The sequence below is a fragment of the Arthrobacter sp. MYb227 genome, assembly GCF_002975435.1.
In the GTDB taxonomy this organism is placed as follows: Bacteria; Actinomycetota; Actinomycetes; order Actinomycetales; family Micrococcaceae; genus Paeniglutamicibacter.
This window is the reverse complement of sequence record NZ_PCPT01000004.1, coordinates 259,033-271,788: the sequence shown is the minus strand read 5'-3', so window position 1 is coordinate 271,788 and position 12,756 is coordinate 259,033. Positions and strand designations below refer to the sequence as shown.

Annotated in this window: 10 protein-coding genes; 7 read left to right on the top strand and 3 right to left on the bottom strand. The window is 56.8% G+C overall.

Annotated elements, in window-relative coordinates; translation table 11 throughout:
* Positions 1-46 precede the first annotated feature (46 nt).
* The 3 genes from CQ018_RS11120 (at position 47) to CQ018_RS11110 (ending at position 3,031) form a co-directional block, all read left to right on the top strand.
* The gene (locus CQ018_RS11120) at positions 47-1,021 is read left to right on the top strand and encodes a DMT family transporter (RefSeq protein WP_105550062.1); all 975 of its coding nucleotides are present in this window, start codon (positions 47-49) and stop codon (positions 1,019-1,021) included.
* Positions 1,000-2,007 (top strand): DMT family transporter, encoded by a 1,008-nt coding sequence (locus CQ018_RS11115; RefSeq protein WP_105550061.1) that lies wholly within the window; start codon positions 1,000-1,002, stop codon positions 2,005-2,007. The genes CQ018_RS11120 and CQ018_RS11115 overlap by 22 nt, the downstream gene beginning before the upstream one ends.
* Before the next feature lie 430 nt (positions 2,008-2,437).
* Complete coding sequence (locus tag CQ018_RS11110; protein ID WP_105550060.1) at positions 2,438-3,031, top strand: peroxidase-related enzyme; 594 nt, start codon at positions 2,438-2,440, stop codon at positions 3,029-3,031.
* 51 nt (positions 3,032-3,082) lie between these two features.
* On the opposite strand, the gene CQ018_RS20710 is transcribed toward CQ018_RS11110, so the two are convergent.
* Positions 3,083-6,013 carry a helix-turn-helix transcriptional regulator gene (locus CQ018_RS20710; RefSeq protein ID WP_146111878.1) on the bottom strand — a complete coding sequence of 977 codons (2,931 nt, stop codon included), beginning with the start codon at positions 6,011-6,013 and terminating at the stop codon, positions 3,083-3,085.
* Between the two features lie 146 nt (positions 6,014-6,159).
* On the opposite strand from CQ018_RS20710, the gene CQ018_RS11100 reads away from it, so the two are divergent.
* The 3 genes from CQ018_RS11100 to CQ018_RS11090 all read left to right on the top strand — a co-directional run bounded on the left by CQ018_RS11100 (position 6,160) and on the right by CQ018_RS11090 (position 9,080).
* Positions 6,160-6,399: a hypothetical protein gene (locus tag CQ018_RS11100; protein ID WP_105550058.1), complete on the top strand. Its 240-nt coding sequence runs from the start codon at positions 6,160-6,162 to the stop codon at positions 6,397-6,399.
* Positions 6,400-6,770: 371 nt separating this feature from the next.
* On the top strand, positions 6,771-8,156 hold the full coding sequence (locus CQ018_RS11095) for a glycine--tRNA ligase (RefSeq protein WP_105550057.1): 1,386 nt from the start codon (positions 6,771-6,773) through the stop codon (positions 8,154-8,156).
* A gap of 6 nt (positions 8,157-8,162) precedes the next feature.
* Complete coding sequence (locus CQ018_RS11090; RefSeq protein ID WP_105550056.1) at positions 8,163-9,080, top strand: GNAT family N-acetyltransferase; 918 nt, start codon at positions 8,163-8,165, stop codon at positions 9,078-9,080.
* Positions 9,081-9,185: 105 nt separating this feature from the next.
* On the opposite strand, the gene CQ018_RS11085 is transcribed toward CQ018_RS11090, so the two are convergent.
* The gene (locus CQ018_RS11085; RefSeq protein WP_105550055.1) at positions 9,186-10,802 is read right to left on the bottom strand and encodes a DUF5671 domain-containing protein; all 1,617 of its coding nucleotides are present in this window, start codon (positions 10,800-10,802) and stop codon (positions 9,186-9,188) included.
* Positions 10,799-11,266: a hypothetical protein gene (locus tag CQ018_RS11080; protein ID WP_105550054.1), complete on the bottom strand. Its 468-nt coding sequence runs from the start codon at positions 11,264-11,266 to the stop codon at positions 10,799-10,801. The genes CQ018_RS11085 and CQ018_RS11080 overlap by 4 nt, the downstream gene beginning before the upstream one ends.
* Before the next feature lie 732 nt (positions 11,267-11,998).
* Here CQ018_RS11080 and CQ018_RS11075 point away from each other — a divergent pair.
* The gene (locus CQ018_RS11075) at positions 11,999-12,664 is read left to right on the top strand and encodes a carbonic anhydrase (protein ID WP_105550053.1); all 666 of its coding nucleotides are present in this window, start codon (positions 11,999-12,001) and stop codon (positions 12,662-12,664) included.
* The last annotated feature ends 92 nt before the right edge of the window (positions 12,665-12,756 follow it).

The window sequence follows — 12,756 nt, the reverse complement described above, 5'->3', positions numbered from 1 at the left end:
GGGGAGTAAGTTGCTGTAAGCAGGGAAGAAAACAAGGAGCGCAGTGGTGGGCAATCAATCACGAGGGCATGCAGGTGCACTTGCGATGGCCGGATCTGCCGGAATGCTCATGCCGATTCAGGCGCTTATCACGTCAAGTGCCGCGGCGCCCTTGGGCGGTTACTTGCCTGCAGCGATGCTCAGCGGACTGACCTCTCTGCTATGTATGGCCATTGCGAGTCTGTGCATTCCAGCAGCTCGCAGGGGCTGGAAACATTTTGGGCTGGTATGGCGGGAACGGATCATTCCGCGCTGGTTCATCTTCGCCGGTTTGATAGGCGCTTATTACATGGTTGCCCAGGCCATGAGCGTGGGAAGCATTGGGCTAGCGCTCTTTGCGGTGGCGGTAGTTGGTGCCAGAACCCTCTCAAGCATCCTGATCGATGTGATCGGTTTCAGCCCCGCCGGACGCCAACCCATCACCCGACAACGAATGCTCGGGGCAGTTCTCTTGGTTATCGGTGCTTCGATTGCCGCGTGGGGGACCGGGGCGAGGGCTGCCGAAGATCCTATGGCACCGATTGCCCTAGGTGTGGCTATCGGGGCCGGGCTATTGGTTAGTTTCCAGCAATCGATGAATGGTCGGGCCGGGCAAGCCTACGAATCAACGGCAACCGCAACCACGATCAACTATCTAGCGTCGATTGCAGGATTGCTGGTAGCCATGAGTGTTTTTGCTGGGTTGGGGATTGAATCCTTTGGGTTTGCCAGCAACCCAGAATGGTGGATGTATTTCGCCGGTCCGTTGGGCATCCTCTTTGTTGTCACCGGAGTGAGTCTCGTTCCGAAGCTTGGATCCTTGGTACTGGGAATAGGATTGGTTACTGGCCAACTCGTTGGCTCGCTGCTGATGGATCTTTTACTTGAACCGCAAAAGGTTGGAACCAGCGAAATCATAGGAACACTGGTGACTCTCCTTGCTGTATTTGTCACCGCATGGCGCACCAACGGGCGTCCACGATGGAAAGTTACGAAACCTTGAACTCTACCGAAACGATCACCGCGAACACGAAAGCGGTACGCTTCGGCTGGTTGTACCTAATATTGGCGGTGCTTGCAGGATTAGTCATGCCGATTCAAAGCCGCGTCAACGGAGCGTTGGGCACCAAGCTTGCAGACCCGGTTGCAGCATCATTAGTCAGCTTCGCTACGGGCCTGATTCTTTTGGTCTTTCTGTCAATCTTTCTGCCCAGCGCCCGGGCCGGAGCCAAAATGATCCCGCTAGCATTGCGTGAGAAACGTTTTCCGCGCTGGTATCTGTCAGCCGGCGGTGTTGGTGCACTCGTGGTCTTTTCGCAAACCCTCACCGTTCCGCTCGTGGGTGTCGCGTTGTTCACCGTGTCAATAGTTACCGGCCAGACCATAGGCTCAATGCTTGTGGACCGCATTGGTTTTGGCCCTGCAGGACGCAGAAAAATCAACGTAGTGCGGGCATCCGGCGCGCTGCTGACGATTGTCGGGGTGCTTTGGGCCGTAAGCCCACGGCTCGAGGGCCGCGAATCTGTAGCATCACTCATCCTTCCACTCTTAATTCCGGTGACCGTCGGTTTTCTGATGGGCTTTCAAGCCGCCATGAACGGAGTGCAATCTCAGGTCTATGGGACCCCAATTGCAGCAACTCTTGTGAACTTCAGCGTCGGTGCAGTTTTATTGGTGCTTTTGCTGCTGGTAAGGCTTCCGTTTACTGGTCCACCCCAAGAATTACCGACTCAATGGTGGTACTACCTGGGTGGTCCGCTGGGCTGCATTTTCATTGGATTATCGGCATATTTGGTCAAACATCTGGGAGTCTTGCTGACAGGTCTTGGCATGATCGGTGGTCAGCTGGTCGGTTCGCTGCTCATTGACCTCGTAGTTCCGGCACCCGGTGCTCTGGTCAATACTGCAACCATCGGCGGAACCTTGTTGACTCTGGGGGCCGTTGGGCTGGCATCGATGGCGGGAAGTAAGAACCCGAAGCCCCATTAAAGACAAACAGCAGCGAATTTCAGGTGCTAGGCATAGCTTTGCGCATGGCACTCCACCGGGTCCCAACGAAAAATAGCAACAACGCGTGCTGAAACTATTGATTGGTTCAGCCGGAATATTTTCCTGCTTCCACGGTCCGGTTTGAAAGGCTTGGGGGGATACCTGTGCATGCACCTGTGGCTCCATCAACAAAACCTAAATCCAAGATGCATTACGAGCCAGAAAAATTGCTACCGAAGGTGGGTCTTTTGACTCATGCACCCTACCGCACATTGGATCTAGAATTCCTCTAGCAAGTAAAGCCAAACGAGTCGAGAATCAACAAATCATTGGATCACCACAGCAAGGGGAACTAGGCCCACGCGAGTGAACGGTGGGGACACTGCCCCCCCGCAGTTGATTCCAACGCGCAGCAACGGGGGAGATCTCAATGAGCATTCTTCATACATCAAGTGAAGCCGAAGCCACCGGAGCAATAGCGGGCGCCTATGCTGCGGATCGTGCAGCATTTGGGTACATACCAAGCCATACGAGGGTTCTTGCAATGAATCCAGAAGCCTTCGAAGCCTGGAAGGCCCTGCAGTCCACGATTGCCAAGTCCATGGGAATGCGCCGGTATGAACTAGTCACTTTAGCCGCGGCGCTGGGAATCGGATCAAAGCATTGTCGATTGGCCCACGGCCAAAAAACCTTGAAATACATTGACGAAGAAAAACTCGTTCCTATCGCCGCAAACTACCACGATGCTGGGTTGGATCAATCGGAGGTAGCGATGATGGATTTCGCCGTGAAACTGAGCACCGACTCGCTAAACATGAGTGAAGCCGATAGCCAGATCCTGCGAGATGTGGGATTCAATGACCGAGAGATCGTTGATATCGCTCTTGCTGCGGCCGCCAGAAACTATCTCAGCAGGATCCTACAGGCACTGGCAGTGGATATTGATGTACCCCCACAGCTCAGTGAAGAAATGCGGGCCGCACTTCTAGACCCATTAGCTTCCTCGGGAGCTAATTCCGCGTGAGGATCTACTGTCGCGCACTAAAGCTTTCGATCAGGATGCTGACATGATGTTTTAGTCATCATCCACGCTTATGACAGGATCGGCTCCACGACGGGTAGCAAAACGTGAAAGATCTAGACGATTAGCGGTACCGGTCTTGCGCAACATATTTGAAATATGCGAACTCACAGTTTTTTCGCTAATCACCAGAGAACTAGCGATCTGCGCATAGGTACGTCCGGCAACCACATGCTCGAGAATCTCCAATTCGCGCACCGTAAGTCCCTGTAGCCCGTTTGCCCCGCCGACCAATTTTCCAATGACTGGCTGATCGGTGGTGATTCTGGCCCGAATGGCGATTTCACGAAGTGCCGACTGAAGCTGTACCGCCTGCAGTTCATTGGCAAGCGCGATTCCCCGGCGAAGCAAGACGGTAGCCGGAGCCCGACCGGTATGACCATGTAGCAGTAGCGCCTGTACCGAGCGCCAACACGCGTAAGCTTCCTCCCACCGTAGGGAGGTAGAGCGGCACGCATCGCACGTCTCAATCCACTGCGCCGCGTTATTGCTAAGGGCTTGAGCCCTGCCAATTTCCGCTTGATAGAGCAGCGTAAATGCAACAATGTGAGCAGCATAGAGCTCCGTATCATTGCCAGTATCTCGAATGACGGCCGGAAACTGAGTCAACAGAGTCTCGGTTAGCGCCCGAGCCTCCGTGGTCTCTTGACCCTCGTCGCTGGCCAACTGAGCCAGATCCGCAAGAGCCCTTGCGGCAAGTGGGAGCAGCCACTCGCACATTGTCGGTGGCTGACCTTCCTTGGTAGCTCCTGCCATGGCCGCCGCATATGCAGCAGCCGGATTCCCGGAAGCAAGAAACACCTCTGCACGGATGGCATCAAAATCAAAGTTGTTGTAGCCACTCTGATAGGCGAAAAGTTCCTCGGCACGTTCCAAATGTGCCTGTGCTTCTTCGATCCTGCCCTGCAACGCCGCCAAACGACCTGCCGTCAACCGGGCAGAAACATCTCCCAAAGGACCGGGATCCGAGCCAAGAACCACCCGCAAAGCGCTTGCACATTCGCGCCAAAGACCTACGGCAAGATAGCTGGCCGCTTCATCGGCCGCCAGCTTGGCGATATACACATGGGGCGCACCCAGCACCATGAGTTGCTGTCTACCCGAAAGCATCAGATCGGCAAAGGACCGGCTAAGCCACGTCTCGGTAGCATTGGCCTGCCAGAGCGTGGCATGCACCATGGCCCAAAAGTCCTTGGCCTGAGTTGCCGCAAGCGCGGCCCGACCGGCGAGTACTCGTGCCTCGGCGGGGCGCTCGCCGATCAAAGCCGCCATGGCATTAGCACTCAGGGCATAGGAGAGAGCTCGCGGATTTCCTGCCCGCAGGGCAATGTCTAGGGCTCGGGCTGCCCGGGTGGGGGCCTCGGGATCGTCCTTCCAGATCCCTACGTGAGCAAGCTCAGCCAAGGCATAGGCATATTGCCAGCTTTCGGGAGACACCTGGGCAAGCCGGACCGCACGGCGCAAAGTGCCCTCGGAGAGAAACTCGTGGCCCGCGGAAAAACGCAGTAAGGTGCCGCGAACCAATAATTCGGCAGCATCCAAGGGCCGCCGTGACTCATCAACCACTTCAAGCAGGCTCTGTACCGCTTCCAACTCTTCTTCCATGGCTCCCGCGTCCTCGGCTGCCGAGCGGACAAGAGCCAGCAGCTCTTCCCGATTTTCCTTGGCTTCCGGAAGGAACTCACGCAAGGTCAGCGCACGGGTCAACAGACGCAATAATTCACCGGTTCCTGGGGTTGCCACCGCCGCGGCACGCAACGTCCAGCGATAGGCCTGGGGTAGATGCCCGGCCGCGTCGTGGTGATGCGCCAACGAGGTCAGCAACTCAAGACCAGGAGCCACCGAGAGCTTCACCAAGTTTTCGGCGTAGGCGGCAAAAAGTGAATGCAGCTCCTGCCGTTGCCCGCTTTCCATGGATTGTTCCAGGACCTCGGAAATAATCGGGTGGCGAAACCACCAATGGCTCCCCTCGGGGTTGGTCTCCACGAGTCCTGCCGCGCTGGCCTCGTGCAGGATGCCAAGGGTGTCATCAGCTGCGCCGGCCTGGCGTGCCAGACCGTTTAGATCTTCGGCCCGGATGGGACGGCCACCGGCAGCCATGAGCTCGGTGAGTGCCCGTGCACCGGTGGAGAGCCCATGCCAAGAACGTAGGACGGCCGCACGTAAATCCTCCGGAAGTTGTGCTGGCAAGGCCCGGGTATCGGACCTTAACCCGGCGATGATCAACCGCGTGAGATAGGCATTTCCCGCGGTGTGTGAAAAGACCTGCTGCACCAGAGACTGATGCGGGGAGGCCCCCAAAATTTCTGCCATCTGCGCACCCGTGGCCTGCCGATCCAGCGGGCCGAGCCTGAGCCAGAAGACTCGCGGCATCCTGCGGATATCAGCTAGCCAACGGCGCAAGAGATGAGTTTCGCCCAGCTCCCCGCTGCGCAAGGTGGCAAGGATGGAAAGCCGCCGATCGCCCGGCCCGGCAATGAGGAACATCAAGGCATCCAGGGTTCCTTGATCAGCCCACTGCAGGTCATCAACGATTATCACCACGGGTTGAATCCTGCACATGCGGCTGAGCCAGTTATCAAGATCGATAATTACCGCATCGGTGGCACCCGAAGTGCCGGTGCCTAGCAAGGGGGCGTCGAGCCCATCAAGCTGTGGTGCGGCCCGGAGGGCAGTGCGTAAGGCAATAAATGGGATCTTCAATGAGGTCAATGGCAGGCATGCCCCGGAGAGCACCAAGAGTGAGGGTGCCATTGAAGCGCAGGCATGATGCACTAACGCCGTTTTTCCGATTCCTGGATCTCCGGAGACCACCAAGCAGTTAGCGCTGCCCGCGACCATGCCGTTCAGCTGCGCTTGGACTTCGGCCAGTTCGGTGCCCCGCCCCACCAGCTCCGGCTCCGTTGCCATCACTAAGTGCGCCACAAAACTAGTGTGCCACCAACCCGGTGTAGCAGCCGCGGAAATCTGAGGGTTTTGTCGGGTTTTTTGAGGGGATGATCCCGATGCGTTGCCCCGGTGAGTCAGCGCATCGTTGCACTATCAGAAACTACAGTAAGGGAGGCAATAAAATGATTTTTCTACACAAATCACCACGCTTTGCAGGGCTCGCCGCTGCCGCCTTGGTTTTGGCACTTGCCGGTTCCTCACCGGCACTGGCCAAGCCAGATCCTGGAGGGTTGCACATTGATACTCACCAGAGTCCTGACACGCGGTCGTGTTTGTTGGAGCGAATCGGCACACAGCTGATCCGTTGCGACACGCTCACCGGGGCTGGAACCAGCGCCCCGACGTGGATTCCAGAACGCTAAGGAAAAATCGGTAAGTGCTACTCGGAGTTTGCTATTAGCCAGCTTCCGGGCAGCGCTTACTCAATGTAAAGGGGTGTAAGCGAATCAATTGGTTTCTTCCACTGTCTTCTCAGATGCTCAATACTCGTCAGCTGCGCACGTTGTGGGTGATCTTTGACCGTTCCTGTCAAGTTGCACCTTGACACCTCAACCGCGTAGCGAAAGAAAATTGACTTGCACCGAAGAACCCGCACGTGGGCAGCGCGTTTAACGTCACGATTGACGTTGCAACGAAACACTCTGTGAGCTGTGCCTAAACACGTTAGGCTTAGTGGGTATGTTTTCGCCCAAACGGACCGCAACCAGCGGCCTCGTGAACCATTGGAGTTGTTATGGCGCCTCAGTCCAAGCTCGATCAAGTCATCTCCCTCGCCAAACGGCGCGGCTTCGTCTTCCAGGCCGGTGAAATCTACGGCGGTTCCCGTTCAGCATGGGACTACGGACCCCTGGGTACCGAGCTGAAAGAAAACATCAAGCGCGAATGGTGGCAGACCTTTGTCCGCGGACGCGAGGACATGGTGGGCCTTGATTCCTCCATCATCCTGCCCAAGGCCGTCTGGGAAGCCTCCGGCCACGTGGCAACCTTCACCGACCCGCTGGTCGAGTGCACCTCCTGCCACAAGCGCCACCGCGCCGACCACCTGGTAGAAAACTTCGTCACCAAGAAGAAGCGCCAGCCGGTTGACGGCATGAGCGAAATCGCCTGCCCCGATTGTGGCACCAAGGGTCAGTTCACCGAACCGCAGATGTTCTCCGGCCTCATGAAGACCTTCCTGGGCCCGGTCGACACCGCCGCCGGCATGGCCTACATGCGCCCGGAAACCGCCCAGGGCATCTTCGTGAACTTCAACAACGTGCTCACCGCATCGCGTAAGAAGCCTCCGTTCGGCATCGGCCAGATCGGCAAGGCGTTCCGCAACGAGATCACCCCGGGCAACTTCATCTTCCGCACCCGCGAGTTCGAACAGATGGAAATCGAGTTCTTTACAGCACCCGAGGACGCCCCGGCATTCTTCGACAAGTGGGTAGAGGACTGCTGGGCCTGGTTCCTAGACCTGGGTATCAACGAGGAAAACCTGCGCCGCTTCGACGTGCCGGATGACGAGCGCGCGCACTACTCCGAGGCGACCATCGACTTCGAATACCGCTTTGGTTTCCAGGGTTCGGAATGGGGCGAGCTGATGGGCGTTGCAAACCGCACCGACTATGACCTCTCGTCGCACTCGAAGGCCTCGGGCACCGAGCTTTCTTACTTCAACCAGGCCACCGGCGAACGCTACACCCCGTACGTGATCGAGCCGTCCTTCGGCCTGACCCGTTCGATGATGGCCTTCCTGGTTGACGCCTACGTTGAAGACGAAGCCCCGAACGCCAAGGGTGGGGTAGACAAGCGCACGGTACTGAAGCTTGATCCGCGCCTGGCTCCGGTCAAGGCAGCGGTCTTGCCGCTTTCGCGTAATGAGGATCTGTCCCCGAAGGCCAAGGCGCTTGCCGCGGAGCTGCGTAAGCACTGGAATATCGACTTTGACGATGCCGGGGCCATTGGGCGTCGTTACCGCCGTCAGGATGAGATCGGTACCCCGTTCTGTATCACCGTTGACTTCGATACCCTCGAAGATCAGGCAGTGACCATCCGTGAGCGCGATTCAATGACCCAGGAACGCGTGGCACTTGATCAGGTGCGCGCGTACCTCTCCGAGCGTCTCAACGGAGCCTAAGCACCGATGGCTGAACTCGAATTCCGCCCCTGGTCAGACGGGGATGATCTGGCGTTGCTGGAAATTTTCGGCGACCCGTCATCGCCGCATGCCCACCAGGACCGGACCATGTTCCGGGCGAACTCGGATACACCATTTGTGCGTTCACTGGTCGCCACGGATCAAGGCATTGCCATTGCTGCGGGAGTCATCTTTGCCTCCTCGCTACACCCGACCCGGCTCTGGCTTTACGTGGAGGTCGCCCGCGATCACCGACGTAACGGCCTGGGCACCGAGCTGGTCAATCGTCTACGTGAAATGATTCCTGCCGGTGAAACCACGGAGCTGAAGGCCCGCTACACGCGGACCGCCGGTACCGATGCCGCGGCAGCCGCCGGTTTCTGTGCCTCTCTGGGGATGAAGCAGATTCAGGAATCGCGCGATGCAATCATCGAGCCCGGTGGTTTGGCGTTGCCCATCTTCCATGATGATGGGTTGACCCTTGATGATATTGCCACCGGTTCGGTCGAATTGACTAAGCTGGTTGTTGATTTCTATAACGCCACGCACCAGTGGGATCCGGCCCAGATGACACTGGGCAGCGCGCAGAAGATGCTGCTCGATGATGGGACCGGGGCCAAGGGTGTGATCGTCTTGCGCGATAAGCCCAAGGCTCGTGGTGGAAAGATCCTGTCCTTCGCCATCAGCTACACCCCGGCACGTATTGATGCGCCAGCAGATGTTTTGCTGGGCTGGAATCCTGAGCTGAGTGAGGAAGAATCGGCGGAACCGATTCGCGGCATGCTTGCCATGTTGGCGCACCAACACCCGGTGAAGCTTGAGGTCGATGATTCGATGGTCGTGCTTTCATCGCTGATTGATGTGTTGGCTACGGCTAAACAAGCAACGATCATTTCCACAACAACTATTGTTGCCACGGCATAAATAAGTACTCGGTGTTTTTGACACTGACAAGTTCGGCGCCGCTCGCTGATCCTCTCATTGAGGAACTGTGAGCGGCGCCGTTCTACGTTGATCTTGGTGGGTCGCCTATTCGGCGAGTTCGATGACGCGGATGGAACCTGGCCCCTCCACAAGCAGCATAATGTGTCTGCTATCCTCGGGGATTGAGCCGATAGCTGCTAATAGCCCTTCGGATGTGGCCATGTATTCTTCACCTGAGCGGGGTATCACCTGAACCTTGGCACCCGTAGCCTTGGCCAACACCGTGCGGAGTTCACTGGTGTCTCCGCTAGCTACCAGCAGGATCTTTGTATGGCTCTTGCCCGTTGGTGAAGTAGTAGTTTCAAGTACTTCACGATCAGCACGCCAGATGACAAAGTGATAAATAGATACCAGCGCGGTGGCGACCAGTAGCCCAAATGGTGCACGTATAGCATCAATTAGCCCGCTGAAGAGGCCATTACTTTCCAACAAGAAGGTAAAGACCTTAAAGCCAATGATCAGCAACGCGACCAAGGCAACTACCGCGCTCAGACCAAAGACCACTACCAAATAGACTCGACGGTCGTGGGCATCGGCTTTCCTGCCCGGTTGCCATGCCCAAACCCATAATCCGGCACCCCAGAGGAGCCAAACCACGCCAGCTAGTAGTAAGTCTCCACCGCGATCTCCCGCCAGCGGGGGTACGAGTGCGGCCAAAAGTGCATTGACACAAACACCAAGTCCCGAGGCTCCGGCAGCCAGACCCAGCCCGGAGGTGACCAACCGTGCGGCATTCTTGGTTTCTGCCGAGCGCTGGCTCAGTGCAGACCAGCTATAGGTGAAGATGACGGAGCCAACCAGCGCCCCGGCCAGAGCCAACGGGATGGGAGTGAGTAATGGTGCGGTGGGCTGATGCCAGAGAAGCCTGATGACCAAATACAACAGGTATCCGGTTCCACCAAGCATCATGGCTCCGGCGGCAAGGATACCCATGAGGATGTATGCGACATCGGAGAAACCACCGTGTATTTTAGCGACCCGTTGTTGGATCCAATGCCACCACCACAGTAATAATCCGCCCAGAATCCATGGGAGCTGGGATAACACCTCAAGCCACCACGGGGTACCGACCCACGCATTCGGAATCAGCAACCCAACAGTGGCGGAAAATAGTGCTGTCAGTGCCGAAACTGTTGCCACAGCAGCCAGTACGAGGCCATACCAGCTACTGAGAATCCCGGAAAGTTGCGGCAGAGTACGTGGGGTACGACGGGAATCTTTGATGATCCGAACCTGCCACCACCACACTCCAGCCCAGATCAGGGCCGTGGAGAGCTTGGATTGCCAGCCGTCGGTGTGGTCGAGGAGCAAATTGCCCAGCAGAGAAAACATCGCGGTGCTGGCAACAATCAAGGACGTCACGTACATGGCTGCCATATACAGAGCCCAGGCCGGGGCCGAGTTCTCTTCGCTATCTAGCAAACGTTTGGCCAGCGAACGCCAGAGCACGAAGGTCAGGGGCCCAGCGATCAGTACGAATGCCAAGGCAAGTGCCAATCCAGTGGTGCGTCCTGAATCGTTTCCACTGGCCGGGGTAATGATCAGACCAAGGAGTTGGGAGGTGCCCGAGGCGGCTATGGATACCAGCGCGAAAAGCAGGATATAGAGAATCAGTCGACGAACCGTGGGTAGGGCACCACGAGTTTGGGTGTATCCGCTCATGGCTGCACTTCCGTTTCGGTTTCACAGGCGAGCAAGGACCACGGCAGCGTTTTGATGGACCAACTATCTTGTTGCTTCACCAAGGTGAAGGTGTCCGTATAGCCGCTGTTGCCCAGATCTAGTGGACTGCTTGCCGAAGTGTTCGTGATTGAGACTTCGACGGTAGCCGTGTTTCCCGCAGTGATACTTGAGACAAGTACGACGCGCATGCTTTCCGGGTTGATGACATTACCAACGGGGCAATCCTTGGATGTCTGTGGTGTCAGCAGCGCTGTTGCCTGTTTCTGGTCTCCCGCTAGTGCGGCCGTGAGGTAGCTTTGCACTACCCCTTCGGGGGACCGCGGGTCTGGGGTGGCAACAGCACCCCGAACCAGCACCAGTACCAGTGCTGTTAATACCAGTAGCACCGTGATGCCCAAAATGATCAGTGGAGTGCGGTTCTTCACCGCCGTTCGATGTCCCATGTCTCTAATTATGCAATGGAAGTACCAATTTTTGGGCGCAGAATTCTGAACGTAGCTATTTTGCTCATCTATGGCCGGTATCTACGCTTTGGCAAGGACATTTATCGGTGGGATAGATGCCGTTGAAGCAGTAGGAATCAAGAGATCAAGGGATGTCAGCGGCAGCGATGGTGAGGCAATATATACCCGTATCCATCTATCGTCACTAGGTTAGTGCGGCTGGTGGAATAAAATTTCTGGTTTCTCGCTGCGGAGCAAGCCTCGAGTGCGAGAGCCGTCATGGATCGTGTTTACGCGCTGTCATGTCGAAACGCGTCAAGGGAGTGGGCTGCCTGATCCTGACATCAACTTCTTCTCCCATGAGCGGGCATCTGCACAGTAAATGAAGAAATGGTCGAGCTCCATTCGAAGCTCGGCGAAACAAGGGTTCTTCTCGGAGATCTTCGACTCAACGCGTTAAGATCAGGGGGGTAGCCCGACCTTCATATTAATGATGGGTGCCACCCTCTGGCCCGTGACTCGCTCGGTGCAAGGGAGCGTGCCAACGGCGCGAGCGGGAAGGGAATGTTCGCCAAAGCCTTACCTGCTGATAACCGGTATAACTGTCAGAGTAATAATGTGTACAGTGGCCAGGCGTACCCTGAGATAGGCGTTAGACGGTTTGCTGGGTTTGCTGGTGAACCGACGTGCAATCTGGCGCGCTCGACCTGATGAAAAGGAAGAAAGTATTTTATGGGAATATCTCGGGTAACACCGCAAGCGGCGTGGGATGCCTTGGTCCAAGGCAACGAGCGATTTATGACGGGCACCTTGCTACATCCGCAGCAGAACGCCGCCCGCCGCAATGAGCTCTATGCAAGCCAAGCACCGGACGCGGCGTTCCTTGGCTGTTCGGACTCACGCGTGGCCGCCGAGATCCTCTTTGACTGTGGACTTGGCGATCTCTTCGTTGCCCGCAATATTGGGCAAATCGCCAACGCTAACACCACGGCAACGATGGAATTTGCTGTGGCAGAACTAGGCGTTGCCGTCATCGTGGTGCTGGCTCACGGATCCTGCGGTGCCGTGGCGGCGGCCATTAACCAGAGCAGTGCGAACCCTGACCCGGTAACCCCGGCGATTAAAGCAGAACTCGAGCACATCCAGCCCGCCGTCCAACAGGAATGGATGAGCGAGCGTAAGCAGACCCCATACGTGGATCCGGCACTCATTGATGCCGATGCGGTGGGACAGCGCCACCTGGCCGAGACCATCAATGCCTTGACCCGTAGTTCACGGGTAATTAGCGATGCAGTAGCCAAGGGTGAGCTGAGCATCGTTGGATGCCAGTACCGACTCGAAGACGGCAAGGTTGCCCCGATCGTTGCGGTAGGTCAAGTAGAACTCGATATTCAGTGATTTAGTCGTTTGTTGCACACCCAAGGGGTTGAAGGTGTTTTCCCGCTTTGCGGATACTTAACACCTTCACCCCCCCCTGCAGCATCGACACC

Excerpts from the sequence above, each read along its gene's own strand:
- CQ018_RS11115 (WP_105550061.1), top strand. The coding sequence starts at position 1,000 with ATGGAAAGTTACGAAACCTTGAACTCTACCGAAACGATCACCGCGAAC.
- CQ018_RS11110 (WP_105550060.1), top strand. The coding sequence starts at position 2,438 with ATGAGCATTCTTCATACATCAAGTGAAGCCGAAGCCACCGGAGCAATA.
- CQ018_RS11100 (WP_105550058.1), top strand. The coding sequence starts at position 6,160 with ATGATTTTTCTACACAAATCACCACGCTTTGCAGGGCTCGCCGCTGCC.
- CQ018_RS11095 (WP_105550057.1), top strand. The coding sequence starts at position 6,771 with ATGGCGCCTCAGTCCAAGCTCGATCAAGTCATCTCCCTCGCCAAACGG.
- CQ018_RS11090 (WP_105550056.1), top strand. The coding sequence starts at position 8,163 with ATGGCTGAACTCGAATTCCGCCCCTGGTCAGACGGGGATGATCTGGCG.
- CQ018_RS11085 (WP_105550055.1), bottom strand. The coding sequence starts at position 10,802 with ATGAGCGGATACACCCAAACTCGTGGTGCCCTACCCACGGTTCGTCGA.
- CQ018_RS11080 (WP_105550054.1), bottom strand. The coding sequence starts at position 11,266 with ATGGGACATCGAACGGCGGTGAAGAACCGCACTCCACTGATCATTTTG.
- CQ018_RS11075 (WP_105550053.1), top strand. The coding sequence starts at position 11,999 with ATGGGAATATCTCGGGTAACACCGCAAGCGGCGTGGGATGCCTTGGTC.